The following is a 24,675-nucleotide window of genomic DNA, read 5'->3' as shown; positions in this document are numbered from 1 at the left end:
ACACGCTGGATCCCCGCCGCGGGTCCAGGTAGTCGTCCGGATACTAGGCATGTCGAAATCAGCCCCTTATTAGTGGAAACACTAGTTGCTTCCCGTCGTTGCAGTTTTTGAAACGGTGTATTTCGCGAAGAGCCTCTTCGAGAGCCGCGCCGGCTGTGCGTTTCGGTGAAAGCGGTTGCTTAAATATGCACGACAGCGTTGCCGCCCCGCCACATATCGTGTGTCAGAATTGTTGCGCTTGCGTGGGGAAAAACAGACGAAGAAACGGCCGCTTTGCCCAATATTGGGGCGACCGCGGGCGGCTCGTGCACCGAAACGGGGGGCTGGGTGAGGGCGGCAGGCCGGCTCGCCCCAAAAAAAAGCCCGGGCCGGCGGACCGGAACGGGCTCTTGGAATAAAGCCGGCGAATCGCAACAGTCCCCGGCCGATTGAGTGTAGCAGCGTGGAGACGCCCCTCCGATGAGGGTTTTCGCCAAGCTCGAGGTCAATCCGTAGCGGAGGATGCCGCCCCATGGCTGAGCCAGTCGAGCACGGCCGCCGCATCTTCGGTGCGGCTCGCGCGAGCCTTGGCAACGGCCTCGGTCACTTCCGGGCTCGGCACCGCGCGCCGGATCGCCACGCCCACGGCGAGAATGTCGATCATCACCAGATGCAGAATGCGCGAGATCATCGAAAGCTGCGATTCGCGCATCTCGATGTGATCCGTTTCCAGCGCCACGGTAGCCCGCTTGGCCAGCGGTGTGTTGCTCGAGGTGATGGCGATCACCTGCGCGCCCGCCTGCATGGCGACGTCCAGCACGCGCAGCAGCTCGGGCGCCCGGCCCGACTTCGATACCGCCACGATGACGTCGCCTTTGCCGAGCAGGGCAGCGGAGGCGGCCTGCATATAGAGATCGCCGTAGGCGATGGTCGGAATGCCGAACCGGAAGAACTTGTAATGCGCGTCCTGCGCGACGATGTTCGAATTGCCCAGTCCGTAGAACTCGATGCGCCGTGCGCTGTTGAGCATATCGATCGCCCGCTCGACATGCTCGAAGTTCAGGTGCTCGCGCAACTGCAGGATCGCCGAGACGGTGTTGTCGAGCACTTTCGCGCCGAAATCGGTCGCCGTGTCGCCCAGATGGACCTGGCTGTGGCTGACCGGAATGGTTCCGGTCAGCCCCGTGGCGAGCTTGAGCTTGAAATCGGACAGGCCCTGGCAGCCCAGCGAACGGCAAAAGCGGATCACCGTCGGCTGGCTCACGTCGGCCTTGCGGGCGATATCGACGATCGGATCGCTGATGATCGAGCGCGGATGATTCAAGGCGAGATCGGCCACGCGCCGCTCGGCCGGCGTCAGCGCATCGCGCATCTGACGAATGCGCTCGAACACAGCCGAGGAGCCGCCGCCCGTGCGGTTCGAGAGCTGCTCCGCGAGAATGGCCGACACGCCCAGGAACGCCGGATACTCGGCCGTGATGACGTAGGTGGGCACGTTGGCCAAATAAGGCTCGAAGCGGCCCTTCGCCTCGAAGCGCTCTCTGAACCGCGAGCGCGCGAAGAACTCGCCCAGCTTCAGCACGACGCCGCCGCCGATGTAGATGCCGCCGAGCGCGCCGAGTGTCACGGCGATATTGCCGGCGAACGTGCCGAGAATGCCGCAAAAGCAGTCGACCGATTCAGCCGCGAGCGGATCGCCTTCGAGCGCGCGGCTGACGACCTCCGCGGGATCGAGCGTGGCGCCGACGCGCTTTTTGTCGCGTGCCGCCAGCGCCCGGTAGATCAATTCGATGCCCGGGCCTGCCGCGACGCGTTCGAACGACACGTGCGACCACTTCTTGCGCGCATAGTGCAGCACGATGTCCTCGCGCTCGTCGGACGGCGCGAAGCTCGCATGACCGCCTTCGCTGCCGAGGGCAATCCAGCGGTCGTCGGCGGGAATGAGGCCCGATACGCCAAGGCCCGTTCCGGGGCCCAGCAGGCCGATCACGCTGTTCTGGCGGCGCGCGCCGCCGCCGATCTGCACGCGCTGCGCGTCCGTGAGGCCCGGCAGCGCCATCGCGAGCGCGGTGAAGTCATTGACGACGAGCAGCGTATCGAAGCCGAGCGCGCGACGCGTGGCTTCGATCGAGAACGTCCAGTTGTGGTTGGTCATGCTGACCTGATCGCCATCGACGGGATTCGCGATCGCGATTGCCGCATGATTGACGTGGCCGACTTTCGTGTCCTTCAGATACTGCTTGAGCACCTCTTCGACGCTCGGATACTCGGCGCAGGGATAGACGCGAATCTGCGAAATCTCGCCGGGGCCGATTTCGAGCGCGAAGCGCGCGTTGGTGCCGCCGATATCGGCGAGCAGCCTCGGGCCGTCGGCGTGCTGACGGGCGCCCGGAATGGCGATTACTTTAGTTTGCACACCAGTAGACATCGAGTCTGACTCCCTTGTCGTTTGCCAGCTTCGAGATGGCGTTTTCCTGGGCGGTGGATGCGGCTGCCTTGAGCACGTCGAGTTTGGGCGTGCCGGAGATCAGCAGATAGAGCCGCTCGATTTGCTTGAGTGCGGCGAGCGACAAGCTCACGCGCGCGTGGGGCGCTGCCTTCGGATGGACGGCGACGAAGTGTGGCGCATCGGGGGACGTGATCCGGGCCCACTCGGGAGCGTCGGCAAAGAGCGACGCACTATGCCCGTCTTCACCCATGCCGAGCACGGCAACGCTTGGCAACGCGCGCTGCGCATCGGCGTTGAGCGCGGCAACGTTTGCTTCGAGCGTGACGGCCGTATCGACGAGCGGCAAAAAACGCGCATCGCCCGCACCGTCTCGCAGCAGTGTCTCGCGCACGAGTCTCGCGTTGCTGGCCGGATCGGTTTCGGGCACCCAACGGTCGTCGACGAGCGTCAGATCGATGCGCCTCCAGTCGACCGGCTCTTTCGCCAATGCGAGCAGAAACGGACGCGGGCTCGTACCACCGGATACCGCGAGCGTCGTGCGCGACGCGCCGCCGGATGCGGCGCACGATGCGTTGAGCGCATCGCCGACCGCTCTCGCCAGCGCGCCGGCCTGGGCGCGCGGATCGTCAAAAGCGTGAAGCTCGATCACTTCTCCTCCTGAGCAGCTTTTTGTAGTCCCCAATGGGTTCGTTCGACGGGGCGCCGCGGTACGCAGCGCCCCGTCCCGGCATGCGACCCGTGCCTTAGTTTTCTTCCTCGAGCCAGCAGGTGTCGTGCTGCGCGAGCATCGCGCTGGCGGCGGCCGGCCCCCAGGTGCCCGACGCATACGGCTTCGGCGGCTTGTTCGATACCGCCCATTCGTTGAGAATGGGCTCGACCCAGCGCCAGGCGGCTTCCTGCTCGTCGCGCCGCACGAACAGCGCGAGCCGGCCGTTGATGACATCGAGCAGGAGCCGCTGGTACGCCTCCATCTGTCCTTCCTTGAAGAACTGATCGAAGGCGAGATCCAGGTGCACGCTCGCGAGATTCATGCCTTCGCCGGGCTGCTTGGCGAGGCAGTAGAGCCTGATCGATTCGTTCGGCTGCAGGCGGATCACGAGGCGATTGGCGCCCGGGCGCAGCGCCGGCGCGCCGAGCGCCGAGTGCGGCACCGGGCGGAAGTTGACGACGATCTCCGCGATACGATCCGCGAGCCGCTTGCCCGTGCGCAGGAAGAACGGCACGCCGGACCAGCGCCAGTTCTCGATCTCGACTTTCAATGCGACGAAGGTTTCGGTCGCGCTCTGCGGCTTCACACCGTGTTCGGTCGCATAAGCGGGCACCGAGGCCCCTTTGATGACGCCGGCATGATATTGCCCCCGCACGGCGACCTTGGAGATGTCGCGCGTATCGATGGGCTTGAGCGCGCGCAATACGCGCAGCTTCTCGTCACGCACCGAATCGGAGTCCATCGAATGCGGCGGCTCCATGGCGACGATCGATAGCAGCTGCAACAAATGGTTCTGCACCATGTCGCGCAGCGCACCCGTGTTGTCGTAGAAGTCGCCGCGGCCTTCGACCCCGAGCTCCTCGGCAATGGTGATCTGAATGCTTTCGACCCACTCGCGGCGCCACAACGGTTCGAACAGGGCGTTGCCGAACCGCAGCGCGAGCAGGTTCTGCACCGGCTCCTTGCCGAGGTAGTGATCGATCCGGTAGATCTGCTCTTCCGTGAAGATTTCGCCGACGGCGTCGTTGATCGCGTTCGACGAGCGCAGATCGTAGCCGAGCGGTTTTTCGAGCACGATCCGCGCGTTCTCGTTCAGGCCGACGGAAGCCAGCGCGCGGCAGATCGGCACGAACAGCGACGGACCGGTTGCCAGATAGAAGACCCGAATCCCCGGATGCCCATCGAGCGCATCGCGCAGCACGACGAAATCCTCGGCCTTGCCGAGATCGAGCTTTACGTAGGCGATGCGTTCGAGAAAGCTCCGCCAGACGGCATCGTCGACGCCCGCCTTCGAGACGTGCGACTTGACGTTCGAATTGATCCATTCGATGTAGCCGTCGCGATCCGCCGCGTGGCGCGCCACGGCCACGATCCTGCCGTTGTCGGACAGCATGCCCGCACGGTGGGCTTCGTACAGCGCCGGGAGAATCTTTCGCATCGACAGGTCGCCGGTCCCGCCGAAGAGAACGAAGTTAAAGCCTGAGTCGATTTGCATGAGTCGTGAGCCGAAGGTCAAGGGTTGCTGAGCGCGCGGACCAGGTGCAGGTTGCGTCGGATTGGGGCTTGGGTCGAACTAGCGTCGTATCTGAGGTGGATCTGTCTCCAGGTTGCCTCTCGCACATTCTCCATCGGATCGACCGCGCGGCGAAGCCGGCGGCCGGGACCCGGTTGTAGCGCGATAAAAATTTTTTTGACACTGAATTGTAGTTTAACTACAATCCAAATCAAGAGGTAACGTCGATTCGATGCAAAAAGCATGCGTCGCCCCCGCGGGCGGCGCGGTGTTTCGGGCGCGAATCGGCTGCGAAGCGCGCTGGCACGTCGGCGCGCTCGGGTATGCGCCGCGCGTTGCATCTTAGCGTCAAGCGGCAATCCGTTCCGCCTCCCCGAGTCCGAGCGCGCGATGCGTGTCGGGCCGGGTCGAATCAAAACAGGAGACAAGTCGTTGAGTTCCGAATCATCCAATTCCTGAAGCGTCTTCCGGCCGGGCGTGTGTTCAGCCGTATCGAATGGCGCCAGGTCCGGCCTGTCCAGTGTTGTTCTGTTTGACCAACCACCGTTCCCCATCGCTAAGAAACGGGGAGCAATCGTATCTTGTTCAGGTGTCCGGAGGAGATAAAGAATGAAAGTTCGCGCGATCATGGCAGCGCTCGCCGCCACGGGGCTGATGGGCGCTGTTTCGGCGCAAGCGGCGGAGTCCGTCGAAGTGCTGCACTGGTGGACGTCGGGTGGCGAATCGAAAGCCGTCGGCGTGCTGAAGGACGACATGACGAAGCAGGGTTACACCTGGAAGGACTTCGCGGTCGCCGGCGGCGCGGGTGCGGCCGCAATGACGGCGCTCAAGACGCAGGTCATCTCGGGCAATGCCCCTTCGGCCGCGCAGATCAAGGGGCCGTTGATTCAGGAGTGGGCCGATCAGGACGTGCTCGTGAACATCGATTCGGTCGCGAAGGACGAGAACTGGAAGAAGAACCTGCCGCCGGAAATCGACAAGATCATGCAGTACAAGGGCCACTACGTCGCCGCGCCGTTCTCGGTGCACCGCGTGAACTGGCTCTATATCAACAAGGCCGCGCTCGACAAGGCGGGCGGCAAAGTGCCGACGACCTGGGATGAGTTCTTCACCGTTGCCGACAAAATGAAGGCGAACGGCATCATGCCGATCGCGATGGGTGGCCAGCCGTGGCAGGACCTCACGCTTTGGGAAGATGTCGTGCTGTCGCAAGGCGCTCCCTTCTACAAGAAGGCGCTCGTCGATCTCGATCAGGCCACGCTGACTTCGCCGCAGATGGTGAAGGTTTTCGATACGGTGCGTAAGATCCAGGGCTACTTCGATTCGGGTCGCACGGGCCGTGACTGGAACCTCGCCACGGCGATGGTGATCAACAACAAGGCCGGCATGCAGTTCATGGGCGACTGGGCCAAGGGCGAGTTCGCCAACGCGAACAAGAAGTCGGGCGTCGACTATGTCTGCGCACCCGTGCCGGGCACCGACAAGGCCTATACGTTCAACGTCGATTCGTTCGTCTTCTTCCAGCAAAAAGGCCAGAAGGCGGCGACGCCGGGGCAACTTGCAATGGCCAAGACGATCATGAGCCCCGCGTTCCAGGAGCAGTTCAGCCTCTACAAAGGTTCGATCCCGGTGCGTCTCGGCGTGTCGATGACCAAGTTCGACGATTGCGCGAAGAAGTCGTACGCGGATGAGCAAACGGCGATCAAGTCGGGCGGCTATGTGCCGTCGCTCGCGCACGGTATGGCGCAGCCCGACGCCGTTGCCGGTGCCATCACGGACGTCGTGACGAAGTTCATGAACTCGCAGCAATCGTCGGCCGATGCCGTGAAGGCGCTCGCGAACGCCGCGAAGACGAAGTAAGCGAAGGCAGTGCCCAAGCGCGGCGCGTCTTGTTCGACGCGCCGCTCTCAGCATCACCTACGCCGGTCGCCGCGTTGCGGCGCAAAGCAGGGCGCGTGCCGGCAGGCAAGATTAGGAGTCGAGTAGTGGCTGCCTCTCTTAGCGACAAAGGCAACAAGATGGCACACACGTATCGTCGTTCATCGTCGTTTTCGGCGGTGGCCGATCGCTGGATCCCCAAGCTCGTTCTGGCGCCCAGTATCGTCATCAGCCTCGTTTTCATTTACGGTTTCATCGCTGTTACCGGCTATCTGTCGCTTTCGAAGTCGCGACTGATGCCCAATTACACGTTCGCGGGTCTCGACCGCTATACGGAGCTCTTCAATAACGATGTCTGGTGGACCTCGGCCAAGAATCTCGGCTGGTTCGGCATTCCGTTCATCGGCATTTGCGTGGGGCTCGGTCTCTTTCTCGCGATCCTGCTCGATCAGAAGATTCGCAACGAAGGCGCGCTGCGCGCGATCTTCCTTTATCCGATGGCGCTCTCGTTCATCGTGACCGGTACAGCCTGGCAGTGGATTCTCAATCCGGGCCTGGGCCTCGAAAAAGTCATGCACGACTGGGGGTTCGCCAGCTTCTCGTTCAACTGGATCGGGGATCCGGACAAGGCGATCTTTTGCATCGTGATCGCCGCCGTCTGGCAATCGACCGGGTTCGTCATGGCACTCTTTCTGGCCGGCTTGCGCGGTGTCGACGCCGAGATCTTCAAAGCCGCACAGGTCGACGGTGCTTCGCTGCCCACGATCTATCGCAAGATCGTGATTCCGAGCATGCGTCCGGTGTTCTTTTCGGTACTGCTGATTCTGTGCCATATCGCCATCAAGACGTTCGACCTCGTGGTTGCATTGACCGCGGGTGGCCCGGGCACTTCGTCGTCGCTGCCCGCCATCTTCATGTACACGTTCTCGTTCAACCGCGGACAGCTCGGTGTCGGCGCCGCGTCGTCGATGATGATGCTCGCAACGGTCGTGGCCGTGCTCGTGCCGCTCATGTACATGGAATCGAGGAGCACCCGCAATGTCTGAAATGACACAGAAGTTTGGGGACGGCCCGGCGCGTACCGGAATGTCGGTGAGCCGTGTCGTGATTTACGCGGCCCTCATCCTGTTCGCGCTTTATTTCCTGTTCCCGATCTACGTGATGCTTTCCACGTCGTTCAAGGATATCGACGAGCTGCGCACGGGTAATCTGCTCACGCCGCCGATGCACTGGACTATCGCCCCGTGGGTGAAGGCATGGAGCGGGGCCTGTACCGGCGTACGCTGCGACGGGATGCAGCCGTTTTTCATGAACTCGATCCGCATGGTCATTCCGGCCGTGCTGATCTCGTCGATCGTCGGCGCGTTCAACGGTTACGTCCTCACGCACTGGCGCTTTCGCGGTGCGGACGCGCTTTTCACGATGCTGCTCGTCGGCTGCTTCATTCCGTTCCAGACGATTTTGCTGCCGATGGCGCGTCTGCTCGGCACGATCGGGATCTCGAACACGATCACGGGGCTCGTCTTCGTGCACGTCGTCTACGGGATCGCCTTCACGACGATGTTCTTCCGCAACTTCTACGTCGGCGTGCCGGCCGAGCTCGTCAAGGCCGCGCGGATCGACGGTGCCGGCTTCTTCACGATCTTCACGCGCATCCTGTTGCCGGTGTCGCTGCCGATCTTCATGGTGTGCGTGATCTGGCAGTTCACACAGATCTGGAACGACTTCCTGTTCGGGATCGTGTTCTCCGGCGTCGATTCGATGCCGATCACCGTCGCGCTGAACAACCTCGTCAATACGTCGACCGGTGTGAAGGAATACAACGTGGACATGGCCGGCGCGATCATCGCGGCCCTGCCGACGCTTCTCGTCTACGTGATCGCAGGGCGCTACTTCGTGCGCGGCTTGACCGCGGGTGCGGTCAAGGGCTGAGGCGGTCGGGCTTCGCGCCCGAGGGCGCGACACGCCGGGCTGCGCACGGAGCGCAACGCTTATTCGCAAGCAGCAATGCAGATTAAAGGATTCTCAGCATGGCAAGCCTTTCCATCCGCGACGTATACAAGACTTACCCGAACGGCGTACCTGTCCTCAAGGGCGTCGACATCGAGATCGAGGACGGTCAGTTCCTGATTCTCGTGGGCGGCTCGGGTTGTGGCAAATCGACGCTGCTCAACATGATCGCCGGGCTCGAGACGGTCACGAAGGGCGAGATCCGCATCGACGACAAGGTCGTCAACAACCTGTCGCCGAAGGATCGCGACATTGCGATGGTCTTCCAGTCGTACGCGCTTTATCCGTCGATGACGGTGCGCGACAACATCTCGTTCGGGCTCAATATCCGCAAGGTGCCGAAGCGCGAACAGCAGCAGATCGTCGAACGCGTTTCGCAGATGTTGCAGATCGATCACCTGCTCGATCGCAAGCCGGGGCAGTTGTCGGGCGGTCAGCGTCAGCGCGTTGCGATGGGCCGCGCCCTCGCGCGAGACCCGGTCATGTTCCTGTTCGACGAGCCGCTCTCGAACCTCGACGCCAAGCTGCGCATCGAAATGCGTTCGGAAATCAAGCTGCTGCATCAGCGCCTGGGGACGACGATCGTCTACGTGACGCACGATCAGATCGAGGCGATGACGCTCGGCGACCGTATCGCGGTCATGAAAGACGGTATCGTCCAGCAATTCGGCGCGCCGCAGGACATCTACGATTCGCCGTCGAATCTCTTCGTGGCCGGCTTCATCGGCGCGCCGCCGATGAACTTCATCGAGGGCAAGCTCGTCGAGCAGGGGGCCGGTGCCGGTATCGAACTCGATACGGGCGTGAGCCGCAGCGTACTGAACCTGCCATTCGATCTGGCGCGCGTGAAGAGCTCGATCGGCAAGAACGTGATTCTGGGGCTGCGGCCCGAGCGGATTACCGACGCACGTCACGCGCACAACGGTCATGGAGAGGGGCTGCAACCGATCGAAGTCAAGATCGACGTGATCGAGCCGACGGGTCCGGATACCCTGGTGTTTGCACAGATCAACGGCAAGCGGACGGTGAGCCGGGTGCATCCGGCATCGAATCCTCAGCCGCTCTCGAACATGACGCTGCTCTTCGACGTCTCGAAGGCCGTGCTGTTCGATCCGGCCACGGAAGCGCGCATTGCCTGATTGCCGGGCATAGGCTCGGTCGCGCTTGGCGCGCTTGCCATGCTCAATGCGGCAAGCGCACGTCGAGTTTGAATGTCACGAGCCGCGCGACCAGAATGAAAGCGGTTGCGGCCAGCACGCTGTAGACGGGGTCGACATCAGCTTTCGCGAGCAGCAGGTAGAGGCCGCAGCCCGCCAGTGCGCACGTGGCGTAGGGCCGCGAGTCCCTGAGGATGAGCGGCACCTCGTTGCAGAGCACATCGCGAAGAATTCCGCCGAATACACCCGTCACCACGCCCATCATTGCCGAGATGAACCAGGGCATGCCCGACTCGAGGGCAATCGACGTTCCCGATACGCTGAAGAGCCCGAGACCGACCGCATCGGCGACGAGCAGGGCACGCTCGGACAGTACGCGCGACGCCATGCGCAGCATGACCGGCGCGAAGAACGACAAAGCGAAAATGACGATGACGTAGGTCTGGTGCTCGACCCAATAGAACGGCCTCCGGCCCAGCAGGACGTCCCGGACCGTGCCGCCGCCGAAGGCGGTGACGGTGGCGACGAGAAACGTGCCCACCGCATCGAGCCGCCGCTTGCGCGCCTCGATGAACCCCGAGACCGCAAAGGCGAAAATGGCGAGCCCCTCGATGATCGACAGGGCGAGGGTAAGCCTCGGGTGCATGCGTGCGGTCGTGAAAAGTCAGGCTGAACGAGGGGGCGCCTTCGGCGCGCTGGGGGGCTGCAAGAGTACGAGCACGGCGCCGGCGCCTCCATCGCGCTCGCGTGCCTGACAAAATGCAATGACTTCCGCTTTCTGCACGAGCCAGGCGCGGACCTTTCCCTTGAGCACGGGCTCCTTGCCGACCGAGCCGAGTCCCTTGCCGTGAACCACGCGTACGCAGCGCAAGCCGCGCTTGACCGTTTCGCGAATGAACTCCGCCAATGCCTCGCGCGCTTCGTCGCGCCGCATGCCGTGCAAGTCGAGCTGGGCCTGCACGACCCAGTGACCGCGCCTGAGCTTGCGCACGACTTCGTGGCCGATGCCGGGCCGGCAGTAAAAGAGCGACTCGTCGGTATCGAGCAGCACTTCGGGATCGAATTCGTCGGAGATCGCCTCGGCCAGCACGGCACGCTCGTCGCGCCGCGTCTGCACCGCCACGGCCGGCGGCGCCGCCCGCTCGTGCACTGCGCGCGCCGAAGCCTTCAGCGGCGATACGCTGCCGACTTCGCGCCGGAAAAGTTCGGCGTCGGCCGAGGCCTCCCGGGCCGCTTTGGCGGCGGCGGCGCGCTCGCGTTCGCGCTGGGCCGCGCTGCGTTCTAGCGCGTCGCGCAGCCCGCCGAGACTGGCCAAGCCGCCAGCCCGCACGGGACCTTCGCCCGGTTTGACGCTACCGGGACGCGTTCGATGTCTGCTCATGACACAGCCGGACTGCTCTCGGACGTTAGCGATCCGATTCGTGGCTCATGACGTGAGCCTGATGCACTTCATGGATGCTTTCCAGGTAGCGCTGCGCATCGAGCGCCGCCATACAACCGGTGCCGGCGCTCGTGATGGCTTGCCGATAGACGTGATCCTGCACGTCGCCCGCGGCAAAGACGCCGGGTACGCTCGTCGCCGTCGCGTTGCCGCTGAACCCGCCGTTCGTGATGATGTAGCCGTTCTTCATCTCGAGCTGGCCGGCGAAGATATCGGTGTTGGGCTTGTGGCCGATCGCGATGAACACGCCCTGCAACGCGATATCGGACGTTTCGCCCGTCTTCGTATGCTTGATGCGCAGGCCCGTGACACCGGAATCGTCGCCCTTGACCTCGTCGAGCACATGGTTCCACTTGATCTCGACGACGCCTTCCTTTTCCTTCTCGAGCAGCCGGTCGATCAAAATCGGCTCGGCGCGGAACTTGTCGCGTCGATGGACGACGGTCACCTTGCTGGCGATGCCCGCGAGATAGAGCGCTTCCTCGACGGCCGTATTGCCGCCGCCCACCACGGCGACGTGCTGCTGCTTGTAGAAAAATCCGTCGCACGTCGCGCAGGCCGACACGCCGCGTCCCATGAACGCTTCTTCCGAGGGCAGCCCCAGATATTGCGCCGATGCACCGGTCGCGATGATGAGCGAATCGCAGGTGTACTCTCCCGAATCGCCGATCAGACGGATGGGCTTTTCGTCGAGCTTCGCGGTGTGGATGTGGTCGAACACGATTTCGGTGTTGAAACGCTCGGCATGGTCGAGAAAGCGCTGCATCAGCTCGGGACCCTGAACGCCGTTGGCGTCGGCCGGCCAGTTCTCGACATCGGTCGTCGTCATCAGTTGCCCGCCTTGCGCGAGGCCCGTGACGAGCACCGGCGACAGATTGGCGCGCGCCGCGTAGACGGCAGCCGTATAGCCGGCGGGGCCGGAACCGAGGATGAGGACTTTGGCGTGTTTGCGCGTGGACATGGAGATCGAATCCGTAATGAATACCGCTAAATGAGCTGACGGGGCGGCGGCACAGCCAATGCTGACCGTTGGCAGCGCGCACCCGTTGCGCGTCTAGGCCTAAATGGGGCACACCCGCGCATTATAAAGGGCAGGGGCTTGGCTTGCCGCCCAGGGAATTTCAATCGTGGCGATAGCCGGCACCCGTCGCACGCGCGGCGCGGCCCAGCGTCGGGCGCGCGTGCGGCAGCCCGGCTGTTGCGCCGTTACCGTCATTTACAGCCCGTGGCGCGACGCAGCGTTTACAATAGCCCGCATCGAACGACCGGCGTGCCGGCGCCTACGGGCCTGCACGCCAAGCCTTTACGGATTCATGGCCAAAGCTCCCTATTCGGCGCACGCGCAAGCCTTACCGCATCGCATGTCGCGCCTTTTCACCGAAATCCGCTGGATATTGCAGGTCGCGCTCTGCGTGTTCCTGGCGATGGCGCTCGTCAGCTACAGCCGCCACGATCCGAGCTGGACGCACGCCGAGCAGGTCGAGCGCATCGCGAACTGGGCAGGCCGCGTGGGTGCCTGGACGTCCGACATCCTGCTGTTGCTGTTCGGCGTGTCCGCCTATTGGTGGGTCGCACTGCTCGCGCGGCGCATCGCCGCGAACTACCGCCGGCTCACGCATCAAGTGGAAGCCGAAGAGGACAAACCGCGCGAATCGTGGGTTGCCGATGCGTTCGCGTTCGCGCTCGTGTTGCTCGCATGCGACGGAATCGAAGCCTTGCGGATGTGGTCGCTGCGGGTGCCGTTGCCGCGTGCGCCGGGCGGCATCGTCGGCGACGCCGTGGCGCGCGGCGTCTCGCATGCGCTCGGCTTCACGGGCGGCACGTTGGCGCTCTTGATCGCGCTCGCCATCGGCTTGTCGCTCTATTTCCGGTTTTCCTGGCTCTCCGTTGCCGAGCGGGTGGGCGACGCCATCATTTCGGCGGTGACGTTCGCGAAGCTGCGCCGCGAAGCCGGCCGCGATCGAAAGCTCGGCGAAGCGGCTGCGGTCAAGCGCGAAGGCAAGGTCGAACAAAGCCGCGTGCGCCTGGAAGATCACGAACCCGTCACGATCGTGCCGCCCATCGTGACGCCGGCCAAGTCCGAGCGCGTCGAGAAGGAAAAGCAGGTTCCGCTGTTCAAGGACCTGCCGGGCGACACCACGCTGCCGCCGATCGCGCTGCTCGACGCGGCGCCGGCCGTGCAGGAGTCGGTGTCGGCCGATACGCTCGAGTTCACCTCGCGTCTGATCGAAAAGAAGCTCAAGGATTTCGGCGTGGACGTGAGCGTCGTGGCCGCCTACCCGGGCCCGGTGGTCACGCGCTACGAGATCGAGCCGGCCACGGGCGTGAAGGGCAGCCAGATCGTCAATCTCGCGAAGGATCTCGCGCGCTCGCTGTCGCTCGTTTCGATCCGCGTCGTCGAGACGATTCCTGGCAAGAACTTCATGGCGCTCGAGTTGCCGAACCAGCGCCGCCAGACCGTGCGGCTTTCGGAGATTCTCGGCTCGGAGGTCTATGCCGACGCGGCCTCGAAGCTCACGATCGGTCTGGGCAAGGACATCGGCGGCAAGCCGGTATGCGCGGACCTCGCCAAGATGCCCCACCTGCTCGTAGCCGGCACGACGGGCTCGGGCAAATCGGTCGGTATCAACGCGATGATCCTCTCGCTCGTCTACAAGGCGAGCGCCGACGAAGTGCGCATGATCCTGATCGATCCGAAGATGCTCGAAATGAGCGTCTACGAGGGCATTCCGCATTTGCTGTGCCCCGTCGTCACCGATATGCGGCAGGCCGGCCACGCGCTGAACTGGACCGTGGCCGAAATGGAGCGCCGCTACAAGCTCATGAGCAAGCTCGGCGTGCGCAATCTGGCCGGCTACAACCACAAGATCGACGAAGCGGCCAAGCGCGACGAAAAGCTGCCGAACCCGTTCAGCCTGACGCCCGACGAACCGGAGCCGCTGACGCGCCTGCCGAACATCGTCGTCGTCATCGACGAGTTGGCGGACTTGATGATGGTGGTCGGCAAGAAGGTCGAGGAGCTGATCGCGCGCATCGCGCAAAAGGCGCGCGCGGCCGGCATCCACTTGATTCTCGCCACACAGCGCCCGTCGGTCGATGTCATCACCGGTCTCATCAAGGCCAACGTGCCGACGCGGGTTGCGTTCCAGGTCTCGTCGAAGATCGATTCGCGCACGATTCTCGATCAGCAAGGCGCCGAATCGTTGCTGGGCATGGGCGACATGCTCTATATGCCGCCCGGCACAGGTTTGCCGGTCCGCGTGCACGGTGCTTTCGTCTCGGATGAGGAAGTGCATCGCGTCGTCCAGAAGCTCAAGGAGCAGGGCGAGCCGAATTACATCGAAGGCATTCTCGAGGGCGGCGTGGCGGGCGAGGGCGACGAAGGCTCCGCCGCGCTCGGCGGCGCGGCGGGTGGGGCGGAGGAGTCGGATCCGCTTTACGATCAGGCCGTCGAGATCGTCGTGAAGCACCGCCGCGCCTCGATCTCGCTCGTGCAGCGGCATCTGCGAATCGGCTACAACCGTGCGGCGCGGTTGCTCGAACAGATGGAGCAATCGGGGCTCGTCTCGGCGATGTCCACCAACGGCAATCGCGAAATCCTCGTGCCCGCGCGCGACGGCGACTAGGCATCGTTGCCGCTCGGCCGAGAAGCCGCGCGGCTCAGTTCATCACGGAGAATCACCCCCATGCAGCATCGTTTCCGGCATTTCGCGTGGCGCTTGCTCTCGCTTTCGTGGGTCTCGCGCCCTATGCGCCGAGGGCTTGCCGCAACCCTGTTCGGTGCCGCGCTCGCGGTGGCGGCGCCGACGGCCTTTGCCAGCGGGACCGAGCAATTGAAAGCCTTTATCTCGCAAGTGCACTCGGCGCGCGGCGAATTCGTGCAAAAGGAAGTGAAGGCGCCTTCGAAGGCGCAAGGCGCCAAGCCGACGCAGGGTGGAACGTCGAGCGGCACGTTCGTCTTCTCTCGGCCCGGCAAATTCATCTGGACCTACGAGAAGCCCTACGAGCAGGTCTTGCAGGCTGATGGCTCGAATCTTTACGTCTATGACAAAGATCTGAATCAGGTCACGATCCGCAAGTTGGGCGGCGCGCTCGGTGCGAGCCCGGCAGCCATTCTTTTTGGCAGCAACGATATCGAGCAGAACTTCACGCTGCGCGACGCGGGGGTGAAGGCGGGGATCGACTGGCTCGAGCTGCGCCCGAAGTCGCGCGATACCCAGTTCGAGCGTGTCGGCATCGGCTTCAGGGACGGCAATCTCGAGGCGATGGAACTGCACGACGTCTTCGGCAACGTGACGCTGCTCACGTTCACGAACATCCAGAAGAACCCGCCGCTCAAGGCCGATTCGTTCAAGTTCACGGTGCCGAAGGGCGCCGATGTCATCAACGGCTGAGCCTCGCCATCGGGAAAACGCGTCATGCCTGATCTGTTCGCGCAAGAACCCGTTGCGCCGCTCGCCGAGGCGCTTCGCCCGAAGACCTTGGACGAGGTCATCGGCCAGTCCCACTTGCTCGGTGAGGGTAAGCCGCTGCGATTGGCGTTCCAGTCGGGCAAGCCGCACTCCATGATCTTCTGGGGGCCGCCGGGAGTCGGCAAGACGACCTTGGCACGCCTTACCGCGACGGCCTTCAAATGCGAATTCATTGCCCTATCCGCGGTCTTCTCCGGTGTCAAAGACATCAGGGCGGCAATGGAGCAAGCCGAGCAGAATCTGGCGATGGGCAAGCACACGATCTTGTTCGTCGACGAGATTCACAGGTTCAACAAGTCGCAGCAAGACGCGCTTCTTCCTTATGCGGAAAGCGGCTTGGTCACGTTCATCGGTGCCACCACCGAGAATCCTTCCTTCGAGGTGAATTCGGCCTTGCTGTCGCGGGCGCAGGTCTACGTGCTGAAATCGCTGACAGACGACGAGTTGAAGCAGCTGCTTCGACGCGCTCAGGAAAAGGCGATTGGCGGTCTGGAGTTCGACGATCTGGCCAGGGACACCATCATCGGCTATGCGGATGGTGACGCCAGAAGATTCCTGAACCTGCTCGAACAGTGCCAGACGGCTGCCGGTGCCGCCGGAATTCGGAAGATCGACGCGGAGTTCGTGCGCAATGCGTTGACGTTGAATTCCAGGCGCTTCAACAAGGGCGGCGACAACTTTTATGACCAGATTTCAGCCCTTCACAAATCGGTTCGCGGTTCGCATCCCGATGCTGCGCTCTACTGGCTGACGAGAATGCTGGACGGCGGGGCCGATCCCCGGTATCTGTCGCGGCGGATCGTTCGCATGGCTTGGGAAGACATCGGTCTTGCCGACCCGAAAGCCATGCAGATCGCCAACGACGCGGCCCTGACCTACGAGCGTCTGGGAAGCCCGGAAGGCGAGTTGGCGTTGGCCCAGGCGGTGATCTATCTTGCCGTTGCCGCCAAGAGCAACGCTGGCTACATGGCCTACAACCAGGCCCGAGCTTTCGTGAAGCAGGACAAGAGCCGTGAGGTTCCTGTCCATCTGCGCAATGCGCCAACGAAGCTCATGAAGGAGCTGGGGTACGGGCATGAATACCGGTATGCCCACGATGAACCCAATGCCTACGCCGCTGGCGAGACCTATCTTCCTGACGGCATGGAAGAGCCTCGCTGGTATCAGCCGGTTCCAAGAGGTCTGGAAATCAAAATAAGCGAAAAGTTGGCCCTCTTGAAGAAGTTGGACGAAGAAGCGGGGAAGAAATAAGCACTAGCGCGCCATCCCGTCCAGTTCGACAACGATGTCGTCCGGCAGCAGGAGTGTTTCCGCAGCCAGGTTTTCCTTGAGGTGGCTGATCGAGGCCGTTCCAGGAATGAGAAGGACGTTGGGTGCACGATGCAGGAGCCAGGCCAGTGCTACCTGATTGGGCGACGTCCCGAGACGGGCAGCGACGTCGGATAACGTGGCCGACTGCAACGGCGAAAAACCGCCTAACGGGAAAAACGGGACGTAGGCGATATGATCGCGGCCCAGCTCGTCGATCAACGCGTCGTCAGTCCGATGGACCAGGTTGTAGTGGTTTTGCACGCATACGATATCGCAAATGCGGCGTCCCTCCGCCACTTGGGCCAGGGTCACGTTACTCAGGCCGATATGGCGTACGAGGCCCTTGCGCTGCAGCTCTGCAAGCGCGGTGAGCGGCGCTTCGATCGAACCTTCGGCCGGCTGCATCGGATCGATCATCACGCGCAGGTTGACGACGTCGAGCTTATCGAGTCCCAGATTGCGCAGATTGTCGTGCACCGCCTGCTCGAGCTCGGCGGACGAATAGGCCGGCAGCCACGATGCGTCGGCGCCGCGGCGCGCACCGATTTTCGTGACGATCACCAGGTCGTCGCGGTAGGGATGCAGCGCCTCGCGGATCAACTGGTTGGTCACGTGCGGCCCATAGAAATCGCTGGTGTCGATATGATTCACACCGCATTCGACCGCCGTGCGTAGAACGGCGAGGGCACCGTCCTTGTCGGCGGGCGGACCGAAAACGTGGGGCCCGGAAAGGCGCATGGCGCCGTAGCCGATGCGGTTGACCGTCAGGTCGCCGAGACGATAAGTAGCGGATGAGGAAGGCATATAGGACCTCTTTCTGTTGAAGGTCCCAGTGTAGGCAGGCGGCTGCCGTTCGAAAAGGCGGCATAATCTACACAACCTGTACGAAATTTCGCACAATGAAAGTCGATCTCGCCGACCTGAATGCTTTCATCGCTGTGGCGCGCGCCAAGGGCTTCCGCGACGGCGCACGCTCGACTGGCGCCAGCGCATCGGGTCTGAGCGAGGCGGTACGGCGGCTGGAGGCGCGACTGGGCGTGCGTCTGCTGAACCGCACGACCCGCAGCGTGGTCCTTACCGAAGCGGGCGACCGTTTGTTGGAGCGTCTCGGGCCGGCGTTGACGGAGGTCGAAGCCGCGCTCCACGAAGTGAACGATTTGCGCGATCGCCCTGCCGGCAGGTTGAAGCTGAACGTTCCCGTCAGCGCCGCACGGCTGGTGTTACCCACGATCGTGCCGGGTTTCCTGGCCGCTTACCCCGAAATACATTTGGAGATCATTGCGGAAGAAAGTCTCGTCGACGTGTTGGCAGCCGGCTGCGATGCGGGCATCCGCTACGACGAGCGTCTCGAGCAGGACATGATTGCCGTGCCGATCGGCCCCCGAGTCCAGCGTTTCGCAGCGGCTGCCGCGCCATCGTATCTCGCCAAGCGTGGACGACCCGATCATCCGAGCGAGTTGCTGCGGCACGACTGCTTGCGCATGCGCTTTGGCGGACGCGCGGTGCAGCCCTGGGAATTCAAGCGCAACGAGGAAGCGGTGAGGATTGACGTCGATGGACCCTTGCTGGTCGAGCGTTCCGGTGCGGTCGATTTGATCGTCGATGCGGCCCGAGCAGGAAGCGGCATCGCCTACCTGTTCGAGGATTGGCTGCGGCCGTATCTGCAAAGCGGTGCGCTGGAATCGGTGCTCGAGCCGTGGTGGCAGTCGTTTTCCGGCCCTTTCCTGTATTACCCGGGACACCGCCTCGTCCCACCCCCGCTGCGCGCCTTCATCGACTACATCAAGGACACAACCCGCAATGACTGACAGTCGATGCGGTGCGTTAAAATCGCGGTTTTCCCTTTACGACAATCGACTTTCCCCATGCTCGACATCCAGTTGCTGCGCAAAGATATCGAAGGCGTTGCCACGCGCCTTGCCGCACGCGGCTACACGCTCGACGTCGCGGCGTTTTCGGCGCTCGAAGCCGAACGTCGTGCCATTCAGACCCGCACCGAAGAGCTGCAGTCGCGGCGCAACACATTGTCGAAGCAGATCGGGGCGATGAAGGGGCGCGGCGAAGACACGTCGGCGGTCATGGCGGAAGTGGGCACGCTCGGTGACGCAATGAAGACGTCGGCCGCGGCGCTCGACGGCGTTCAGGCGCGCGTGCAAAGGCTGCTGCTCGAAATGCCGAACCTGCCGCACGAAAGCGTGCCCGTTGGCCGCGACGAAACGGACAACGTCGAAGTTCGCCGCTGGGGCACGCCACGGCAATTCGACTTCGAGGTCAAGGATCACGTCGATGTGGGCACGCCGCTCGGGCTCGATTTCGAAACGGGGGCGAAGCTGTCCGGTGCGCGGTTCACGCTGCTGCGCGGGCAGGTTGCGCGTCTGCATCGTGCGCTTGCGCAGTTCATGCTCGATACGCATACGCAGCAGCACGGTTACACGGAAACGTACACCCCTTACATCGTCAATCCCGAGGTCCTCGTCGGCACGGGCCAGTTGCCGAAATTTGCGGACGACATGTTCCGCGTGGAGAAGGGTGGCGCCGAGAGTGCGGTGACGCAGTACTTGATTTCGACGTCGGAAATCCCGCTGACGAACACGGTGCGCGACAGCATTCTCGATGCGGGCGAATTGCCTGTGAAACTGACCGCTCATTCGCCGTGTTTCCGCTCGGAGGCGGGCTCTTACGGCCGTGACACGCGCGGCATGATTCGCCAGCATCAGTTCGACAAAGTCGAGATGGTGCAGATCGTGGCGCCCGAGGCGTCGTACGACGCGCTCGAGCAGATGGTCACGCACGCCGAGGCCATTTTGCAAAAGCTCGAGCTCCCATATCGGGTGATCACGCTCTGTACGGGAGACATGGGTTTTTCCGCGGCGAAGACATACGACCTCGAAGTCTGGCTGCCGGCGCAGAACACCTATCGCGAGATTTCGAGCTGTTCGAATACCGAAGCGTTCCAGGCGCGTCGCATGCAGGCGCGGTATCGCAACGCTCAGGGCAAACCGGATCTGCTGCATACGCTCAACGGCTCGGGCCTCGCAGTGGGGCGCGCGCTCGTTGCCGTGCTCGAGAATTTCCAGAATGCCGATGGCTCGGTGACGGTGCCGGCGGCGCTGCGTCCTTATGTGGGCGGCGTCGAGCGCTTGGAGCCGGTGAGGGCGTGATCGATCAGGCGCGGCGTCTCGGCTTGCGACCTTCTTGGTAAAAAAGCTTGGAATGCTGCTTTCGATGTTCTATAATCTTCGCTTCGCCAAACAGCGACCAGCTTGGCGAAGCGAAGTAAGCGATGGTAGGGCAGCTAATGTGGCAAATGAGCTGCATGCCATCCACAAGACGGAAAGGTGGCAGAGTGGTCGAATGCGCCGGACTCGAAATCCGGTGTACGGTTATACCGTACCGTGGGTTCGAATCCCACCCTTTCCGCCAAAATTCAAGTAAGAACGGGCCGCTCGGCCCGTTTTCGTTTTTGCCCACCACAGAATTCACCAAAAGCGCCACGCCCGACGAAGGGATTGAAATTCGTCGCCAATTGCCGTCGCGCTCTTCTTGTCATCTTGATGCTTGAACCGCTGGGCGAAAAACGCTGGCCAGCTTCAGGATCTCGAATGGAATTTTCTGGCGCCGCAGAACGTTTACCTTCCACCACGTATCGGGCACTGTGTTTCACAGGGGTTGGTTGGTGAACACCAAGGAGCACTACACCGAGCACGTCGCTCTGGTTAGCCTTTGACCAGAAGCCGGCGAGGGCATATGACACATGGAGAGCTCCGGGCAATGCGCGCTAGTTGCGCCCACAGGAGGTCAAAATGAAAGCAACCCAGCTATTAATAGCCTTCCTCATGGTTTTGTCGGTCACCTTAACGGGATGCCCATCAAACGCGGGGACGCATGACAGCGGTGCCGCGGCGAGCAGTGGCAGCAGCAGTAGCAGTGGCGGCGGATATTAACCGCTACGGACACGTCGCAAGCTCGACGCCTTCGGGACTCGGACGCTTACGAACGCCAGATGTCTGGAACGCCCGCGTCCAGACGCATCCGAGCCGGCGAGCGACATCGACGGTTCGGTTATCGCGGGTCAGGCTGGCACCCGCCCTCGGCCTACGTCTGGCGAAGTCAGGGTAGCCATGGAGGCAATGCGCGATGAAATTCGATATCAACACGAAGGCCAGACTCGCGTTCGCGGCGTTCCTGCTTGTGTCGACTGTCGCCGGGGCGGGCTGGTATTTCTTTTCAGTAAGCCAATACGCAACCTACCAGATCTATACGAAGGACTCCGTCTCCGGTCTCATTGCCGATGCCCCAGTCGAATTTCACGGCGTCGACGTGGGAAAGGTGAAAAGCGTCAGGCTGGTTAATCCGCACTCCGTGGACATCGTGTTATCTATCGACAGGACCGCGCCGGTCACTTCGGCGAGCGTAGCGACGATCACATCCCGAGGACTCGCGACACGAGGGTTTACCGGCTACGTTTACATTTCTCTCGAAGATGTCGGCAGCGATTCGCGGCCACTGACGACACGCCCGGGCGAGCCCTATCCGATCATAGCGACGGCACCGTCGAAGGCCGTGACGCTCGATACGGCGATGAATCAGGTAAACGAAAACTTTCAGGTCATCACCAGGCTGCTGGAGTCAATACTCGACGAGACGACCGTAGCTTCGCTGAAGCAATCAGCCGACAACTTGCAGCAGGTAACCAAAGTACTGGCGAAAAATACCGGGAAGCTGAACGCTATCGTTGCTAACGCCGAGCGCGCCAGTCACCGTTTTGAGCCGCTGCTGGAATCGAGCCATGACACCGTCACAGCGCTCCAGACGCAGATCTTGCCGGAAACGCACAAGGCGCTGTCCAACCTTGACAATCTGTCCAAGTCCTTTAACGACGTAGCGATCCGGATCAATCGGGACCCGTCAATCGTGATACGCGGCGCGGCACCGCCGCCGCCCGGGCCGGGCGAGCGGAAATGAAAATCGACATAGGCAGGGCGGCTTTCATCGCACTATGCGTAGCCGCGTTTTCGGGATGCACCCTCTTCTCGCCAGTCAGGATTGATACGAAAGAATATGTACTGGACAATATCCCGCACGATCTGCCCAACGAACAGACCCACTCTGCGACCCTGCTGGTGCTGATCCCCGAGGCCGCGCCGATCTATGCCACAAGGCAGATGGCCTATACGACCCAGGCGTATCAGGTCGCGTATTTCAGCCAGAATGAATGGGCGGAAACACCGCCGCAGATGATTCAGCCTTTAATCGTCGAGGCACTTCGACGCACCCGTTATTTCAGCGACGTTCTATCGCCCCCCCACTTCGGCCGCCACACTTTCGTGCTTCACACCGAAATCATGACGCTCGAGCAAGACTTCACTACGGCTCCCGCAATGCTGCAGTTCGCGATGCGTGTCTCGTTGATCCGAGAGGCAACAAACAAGGTGATTGCGACCAGCGAATTGTCGGCGCGGGAGCCCATGCGGGAAGGGAACGCCGCCGCAGGAGTTGCGGCGGCCAATGAGGCTATGGCAAAACTATTGCGGGAACTCGCCAGGTTCGTGGTCGAGAAAGCACATTAAGGCAGCATTCTGCGTAAGGTATCGTCCTTGAGTACGAAATGATGCATCAGCGCCGCACCCACGTGAACGCATATGAAAAGGATGAGTGAATAACCCAGCCATTTGTGGATGTCGATGAGTCGTTGAAACAGATAGTCGTCGCGAGGAAGGAAATCCGGTAGCGTGAACAGGCCGAAGAGCGAGACCGGAATGCCAGCGGCGGAGGACATCAGCCAACCAGTCACTGGCAACGCGAACATTAATGCGTAAAAGCAAAGATGGACGAATCGGGCGGCAATTTTTTGCCAATCGGGAAGATGTGCAACCAATTGCGGCAATACCTGGGTGAGCCGCCAGGCCAACCGCGCTACGAGTAGAACGAGTACCGACAAGCCGATCTCCTTGTGGTAGAGAATCAGCATGATCTTCTTCATATCGAACCCGACATCGGGGAGCCTGACCATATAGAGGCCCAATGCCGCAAGTCCAATGATAAGAACCGCCATGGACCAGTGGAGCAGGATGGCGACCGCTCCGAAGCGGTCTTCGGTGTTCTCAATCGGCATCATCGCTCGGGTACCGTTCGCTAAAGGCCGCATTCGTGCAAGCTGGATCCATGTTCATCTTTGGGCGCCAGCCCATCAGCCTTCATTTCCGTTAGGTTGGGCTAGTGCCGTCGCACCCCGCCGAATCCGTGCATGCCACCGCCGGAGAATGGTCCGCGGTGAAGGCCGGTACCCATTCGCGCCCCGAAGTGGTTGCTATCCATTTGGTGGAAACGATCGAAGTGACGAAAATGATGGAAACGATCGAAGTGACGAAAACGATGGAAACGATCGACCAAGATCAAGCTCACGCCTCCGCCGATGAAAAGCGGCGGCCCCCAATACCAGGGGTCGGGATACGGGTACGCCGTGACCGGATACCACAGCACGCTACCATCAGTGCTTTGCACGATCTGCCATGTTCCGTCACTTTGCAGGCACGCACGCGCGACGATCTGCTGCATCGCGCCGTCAATTTCTGCCTGCCCGACGACTGCGCGGCAATTGGAACTGTCGGCCAGGTCGGGTGACTCGTAGTAGGATTGCGCGAGTGTCGGCGCAGAAAAGCCGAGACAGACGGCTAATGTCCCGAAACGAAGTAGTTTGTCCATGATGGGGTCCTGAACGGATCCCCGACGTTTCGATGCGCGGCATCACCGCGTCATCCAGCACATCGGTTTGCTTGGGCAAATTCACGCCGCGGCGATAGAGCTTGCCGCTCGGAACGTGGTTGCCTGGTGAGTAAACGACGGAACACGCCGGGCTATTCCGGGCGGTGAAGGAGCCAGTCGGTCGCCGCCGAAGCCCGATTTTTTGCGCTTGTAGCACGAGTGGGACGCAACGGCTGCCGCCGTCGCCGAGATTTAGCGCATCTCAGGGCCGAACTTAATGCCTCGCTGAACGTACAGACGTGGCGCATTATCGGCGCCGTGACTTTGCTGACCGGCGCCGTTTATTATTTGGCGAAATTCGTCCACTGACACGGTTCGGTCCGCATCGCGCGGGCTTTCGTCGATATCACTTGAAACGGCTTTACCGCCGCTTACGCCGTCTCGCGGCGCGGCACTCCTCGTTTCCATCGCCGAACGAGCTGTCGCAATGACAGCGCATGCAGCAAGACCGAGCCTTGTACCACGACCGCTCGTGTCAACACATTTGGCATATCGCTTCGGGCGGTAAAAATGTCGATGCGGGTATTCCCGGTGCGCTCAGCCCAAGTAGCAGATTGCGAGCCGACTTTCCCTAGACTAATATCCATCTCGCCTGTACTTATTTTCTCGGTCGATTGAAGTCGCATGCATCGATCGGCCGTTTATCGCGTGCACAAGGAAGTGATGCGAGAAATGGTCAACACCCGTGGTGGACATTTGAGCCTGCGGTCTGCGTCTGAAAACGATATTGAATTTTTACGTACGGTTTTTGAAAGCACGCGCGCGCAAGAATTCGCGCAAACAGGATGGAGCGTCGAGCGCGTTAAGGCATTATTGGCCGATCAATTTTCGATGCAGCATGAGTATTACGGTCGGCATTACCCGCATGGCCGCTTCGATGTAGTCATGCTGGGCAAGACCGCGATCGGACGCCTTTATCACGATTGGCAGGGGGCCGAGGCGCGGTTGATCGATATCGCACTCTTGCCCGCTTATCGACGCGGGGGTATCG

The 24,675-nt window shown here is 62.0% G+C and carries 21 protein-coding genes, 1 tRNA gene and 1 pseudogene; 13 read left to right on the top strand and 10 right to left on the bottom strand.

Translation table 11 applies throughout. The features are described 5' to 3' along the window. Positions 1 to 484: 484 nt before the first annotated feature. The 3 genes from VGL01_RS04660 to zwf form a co-directional block, all read right to left on the bottom strand. On the bottom strand, positions 485 to 2,407 hold the full coding sequence (locus tag VGL01_RS04660; protein WP_331567550.1) for a bifunctional transcriptional regulator/glucokinase: 1,923 nt from the start codon (positions 2,405 to 2,407) through the stop codon (positions 485 to 487). Beyond that, on the bottom strand, positions 2,385 to 3,077 hold the full coding sequence (gene pgl / locus VGL01_RS04655; protein WP_331567548.1) for a 6-phosphogluconolactonase: 693 nt from the start codon (positions 3,075 to 3,077) through the stop codon (positions 2,385 to 2,387). The genes VGL01_RS04660 and pgl overlap by 23 nt, the downstream gene beginning before the upstream one ends. Before the next feature lie 94 nt (positions 3,078 to 3,171). Beyond that, on the bottom strand, positions 3,172 to 4,632 hold the full coding sequence (zwf, locus tag VGL01_RS04650) for a glucose-6-phosphate dehydrogenase (protein ID WP_331567546.1): 1,461 nt from the start codon (positions 4,630 to 4,632) through the stop codon (positions 3,172 to 3,174). Between the two features lie 627 nt (positions 4,633 to 5,259). Between zwf and VGL01_RS04645 the strand changes: the two genes are divergently transcribed. The 4 genes from VGL01_RS04645 (at position 5,260) to VGL01_RS04630 (ending at position 9,677) form a co-directional block, all read left to right on the top strand. Beyond that, positions 5,260 to 6,510: an ABC transporter substrate-binding protein gene (locus VGL01_RS04645; protein ID WP_331567544.1), complete on the top strand. Its 1,251-nt coding sequence runs from the start codon at positions 5,260 to 5,262 to the stop codon at positions 6,508 to 6,510. 125 nt (positions 6,511 to 6,635) lie between these two features. Next, the gene (locus VGL01_RS04640; protein WP_414720176.1) at positions 6,636 to 7,574 is read left to right on the top strand and encodes a carbohydrate ABC transporter permease; all 939 of its coding nucleotides are present in this window, start codon (positions 6,636 to 6,638) and stop codon (positions 7,572 to 7,574) included. 40 nt (positions 7,575 to 7,614) lie between these two features. Beyond that, positions 7,615 to 8,460 carry a carbohydrate ABC transporter permease gene (locus tag VGL01_RS04635; protein ID WP_331567716.1) on the top strand — a complete coding sequence of 282 codons (846 nt, stop codon included), beginning with the start codon at positions 7,615 to 7,617 and terminating at the stop codon, positions 8,458 to 8,460. Positions 8,461 to 8,558: 98 nt separating this feature from the next. After that, on the top strand, positions 8,559 to 9,677 hold the full coding sequence (locus VGL01_RS04630; protein WP_331567542.1) for a sn-glycerol-3-phosphate ABC transporter ATP-binding protein UgpC: 1,119 nt from the start codon (positions 8,559 to 8,561) through the stop codon (positions 9,675 to 9,677). A 43-nt stretch (positions 9,678 to 9,720) separates the two neighbouring features. Here the strand turns inward: VGL01_RS04630 and VGL01_RS04625 are convergent, their stop codons facing one another. Genes VGL01_RS04625 through trxB form a run of 3 tightly spaced genes read right to left on the bottom strand, consistent with a single transcriptional unit; the run spans position 9,721 to position 12,097 of the window. Continuing rightward, complete coding sequence (locus VGL01_RS04625; RefSeq protein WP_331567540.1) at positions 9,721 to 10,341, bottom strand: trimeric intracellular cation channel family protein; 621 nt, start codon at positions 10,339 to 10,341, stop codon at positions 9,721 to 9,723. An 18-nt stretch (positions 10,342 to 10,359) separates the two neighbouring features. After that, on the bottom strand, positions 10,360 to 11,076 hold the full coding sequence (locus VGL01_RS04620; protein ID WP_331567538.1) for a Smr/MutS family protein: 717 nt from the start codon (positions 11,074 to 11,076) through the stop codon (positions 10,360 to 10,362). A gap of 25 nt (positions 11,077 to 11,101) precedes the next feature. Further along, on the bottom strand, positions 11,102 to 12,097 hold the full coding sequence (trxB, locus tag VGL01_RS04615) for a thioredoxin-disulfide reductase (protein ID WP_414720175.1): 996 nt from the start codon (positions 12,095 to 12,097) through the stop codon (positions 11,102 to 11,104). A gap of 352 nt (positions 12,098 to 12,449) precedes the next feature. Between trxB and VGL01_RS04610 the strand changes: the two genes are divergently transcribed. The 3 genes from VGL01_RS04610 (at position 12,450) to VGL01_RS04600 (ending at position 16,859) form a co-directional block, all read left to right on the top strand. Beyond that, positions 12,450 to 14,762: a DNA translocase FtsK gene (locus tag VGL01_RS04610; RefSeq protein WP_331567536.1), complete on the top strand. Its 2,313-nt coding sequence runs from the start codon at positions 12,450 to 12,452 to the stop codon at positions 14,760 to 14,762. 123 nt (positions 14,763 to 14,885) lie between these two features. Continuing rightward, positions 14,886 to 15,530 carry an outer membrane lipoprotein chaperone LolA gene (gene lolA, locus VGL01_RS04605; RefSeq protein WP_331567712.1) on the top strand — a complete coding sequence of 215 codons (645 nt, stop codon included), beginning with the start codon at positions 14,886 to 14,888 and terminating at the stop codon, positions 15,528 to 15,530. Between the two features lie 24 nt (positions 15,531 to 15,554). After that, positions 15,555 to 16,859, top strand: coding sequence for a replication-associated recombination protein A (locus VGL01_RS04600; RefSeq protein ID WP_331567534.1), 1,305 nt, complete (start codon positions 15,555 to 15,557; stop codon positions 16,857 to 16,859). A gap of 3 nt (positions 16,860 to 16,862) precedes the next feature. On the opposite strand, the gene VGL01_RS04595 is transcribed toward VGL01_RS04600, so the two are convergent. Then, the gene (locus VGL01_RS04595; protein ID WP_331567532.1) at positions 16,863 to 17,723 is read right to left on the bottom strand and encodes an aldo/keto reductase family oxidoreductase; all 861 of its coding nucleotides are present in this window, start codon (positions 17,721 to 17,723) and stop codon (positions 16,863 to 16,865) included. Between the two features lie 95 nt (positions 17,724 to 17,818). On the opposite strand from VGL01_RS04595, the gene VGL01_RS04590 reads away from it, so the two are divergent. From VGL01_RS04590 to VGL01_RS04580, 3 genes are all read left to right on the top strand, one after another. Next, positions 17,819 to 18,727: a LysR family transcriptional regulator gene (locus tag VGL01_RS04590; protein ID WP_331567530.1), complete on the top strand. Its 909-nt coding sequence runs from the start codon at positions 17,819 to 17,821 to the stop codon at positions 18,725 to 18,727. A gap of 57 nt (positions 18,728 to 18,784) precedes the next feature. Then, the gene (gene serS / locus VGL01_RS04585; RefSeq protein WP_331567528.1) at positions 18,785 to 20,080 is read left to right on the top strand and encodes a serine--tRNA ligase; all 1,296 of its coding nucleotides are present in this window, start codon (positions 18,785 to 18,787) and stop codon (positions 20,078 to 20,080) included. Between the two features lie 171 nt (positions 20,081 to 20,251). After that, positions 20,252 to 20,342, top strand: a tRNA-Ser gene (locus tag VGL01_RS04580). Positions 20,343 to 20,346: 4 nt separating this feature from the next. On the opposite strand, the gene VGL01_RS04575 is transcribed toward VGL01_RS04580, so the two are convergent. Further along, positions 20,347 to 20,673 carry a hypothetical protein gene (locus tag VGL01_RS04575; RefSeq protein ID WP_331567526.1) on the bottom strand — a complete coding sequence of 109 codons (327 nt, stop codon included), beginning with the start codon at positions 20,671 to 20,673 and terminating at the stop codon, positions 20,347 to 20,349. Positions 20,674 to 21,056: 383 nt separating this feature from the next. Here VGL01_RS04575 and VGL01_RS04570 point away from each other — a divergent pair, with 383 nt between their 5' ends. Continuing rightward, the gene (locus tag VGL01_RS04570) at positions 21,057 to 21,884 is read left to right on the top strand and encodes an MlaD family protein (protein ID WP_331567524.1); all 828 of its coding nucleotides are present in this window, start codon (positions 21,057 to 21,059) and stop codon (positions 21,882 to 21,884) included. Further along, positions 21,881 to 22,489, top strand: coding sequence for an ABC-type transport auxiliary lipoprotein family protein (locus VGL01_RS04565; RefSeq protein ID WP_331567522.1), 609 nt, complete (start codon positions 21,881 to 21,883; stop codon positions 22,487 to 22,489). Before VGL01_RS04570 ends, VGL01_RS04565 begins: the two co-directional genes overlap by 4 nt. Here the strand turns inward: VGL01_RS04565 and VGL01_RS04560 are convergent. Beyond that, positions 22,486 to 23,037 (bottom strand): cytochrome b, encoded by a 552-nt coding sequence (locus VGL01_RS04560; protein ID WP_331567520.1) that lies wholly within the window; start codon positions 23,035 to 23,037, stop codon positions 22,486 to 22,488. The two genes, VGL01_RS04565 and VGL01_RS04560, sit on opposite strands and share 4 nt — an antisense overlap. A 98-nt stretch (positions 23,038 to 23,135) precedes the next feature. Then, positions 23,136 to 23,624, bottom strand: a complete 489-nt coding sequence (locus VGL01_RS04555) for a hypothetical protein (RefSeq protein ID WP_331567518.1) — start codon at positions 23,622 to 23,624, stop codon at positions 23,136 to 23,138. A gap of 684 nt (positions 23,625 to 24,308) precedes the next feature. Here VGL01_RS04555 and VGL01_RS04550 point away from each other — a divergent pair. Next, positions 24,309 to 24,675 (top strand): annotated as a pseudogene (locus tag VGL01_RS04550) (hypothetical protein); the annotation flags it as partial.

Source organism: Trinickia sp., assembly GCF_036503415.1.
Classification (GTDB): Bacteria; Pseudomonadota; Gammaproteobacteria; order Burkholderiales; family Burkholderiaceae; genus Trinickia.
Note: the sequence above shows the minus strand (reverse complement) of the source record. Positions and strands in the feature narration are given on the sequence as shown.

Excerpts from the sequence above, each read along its gene's own strand:
- VGL01_RS04660 (WP_331567550.1), bottom strand. The coding sequence starts at position 2,407 with ATGTCTACTGGTGTGCAAACTAAAGTAATCGCCATTCCGGGCGCCCGT.
- zwf (WP_331567546.1), bottom strand. The coding sequence starts at position 4,632 with ATGCAAATCGACTCAGGCTTTAACTTCGTTCTCTTCGGCGGGACCGGC.
- VGL01_RS04645 (WP_331567544.1), top strand. The coding sequence starts at position 5,260 with ATGAAAGTTCGCGCGATCATGGCAGCGCTCGCCGCCACGGGGCTGATG.
- VGL01_RS04635 (WP_331567716.1), top strand. The coding sequence starts at position 7,615 with ATGTCGGTGAGCCGTGTCGTGATTTACGCGGCCCTCATCCTGTTCGCG.
- VGL01_RS04630 (WP_331567542.1), top strand. The coding sequence starts at position 8,559 with ATGGCAAGCCTTTCCATCCGCGACGTATACAAGACTTACCCGAACGGC.
- VGL01_RS04625 (WP_331567540.1), bottom strand. The coding sequence starts at position 10,341 with ATGCACCCGAGGCTTACCCTCGCCCTGTCGATCATCGAGGGGCTCGCC.
- VGL01_RS04620 (WP_331567538.1), bottom strand. The coding sequence starts at position 11,076 with ATGAGCAGACATCGAACGCGTCCCGGTAGCGTCAAACCGGGCGAAGGT.
- trxB (WP_414720175.1), bottom strand. The coding sequence starts at position 12,097 with ATGTCCACGCGCAAACACGCCAAAGTCCTCATCCTCGGTTCCGGCCCC.
- VGL01_RS04610 (WP_331567536.1), top strand. The coding sequence starts at position 12,450 with ATGGCCAAAGCTCCCTATTCGGCGCACGCGCAAGCCTTACCGCATCGC.
- lolA (WP_331567712.1), top strand. The coding sequence starts at position 14,886 with ATGCGCCGAGGGCTTGCCGCAACCCTGTTCGGTGCCGCGCTCGCGGTG.
- VGL01_RS04600 (WP_331567534.1), top strand. The coding sequence starts at position 15,555 with ATGCCTGATCTGTTCGCGCAAGAACCCGTTGCGCCGCTCGCCGAGGCG.
- VGL01_RS04595 (WP_331567532.1), bottom strand. The coding sequence starts at position 17,723 with ATGCCTTCCTCATCCGCTACTTATCGTCTCGGCGACCTGACGGTCAAC.
- VGL01_RS04590 (WP_331567530.1), top strand. The coding sequence starts at position 17,819 with ATGAAAGTCGATCTCGCCGACCTGAATGCTTTCATCGCTGTGGCGCGC.
- serS (WP_331567528.1), top strand. The coding sequence starts at position 18,785 with ATGCTCGACATCCAGTTGCTGCGCAAAGATATCGAAGGCGTTGCCACG.
- VGL01_RS04570 (WP_331567524.1), top strand. The coding sequence starts at position 21,057 with ATGAAATTCGATATCAACACGAAGGCCAGACTCGCGTTCGCGGCGTTC.
- VGL01_RS04565 (WP_331567522.1), top strand. The coding sequence starts at position 21,881 with ATGAAAATCGACATAGGCAGGGCGGCTTTCATCGCACTATGCGTAGCC.
- VGL01_RS04560 (WP_331567520.1), bottom strand. The coding sequence starts at position 23,037 with ATGATGCCGATTGAGAACACCGAAGACCGCTTCGGAGCGGTCGCCATC.
- VGL01_RS04555 (WP_331567518.1), bottom strand. The coding sequence starts at position 23,624 with ATGGACAAACTACTTCGTTTCGGGACATTAGCCGTCTGTCTCGGCTTT.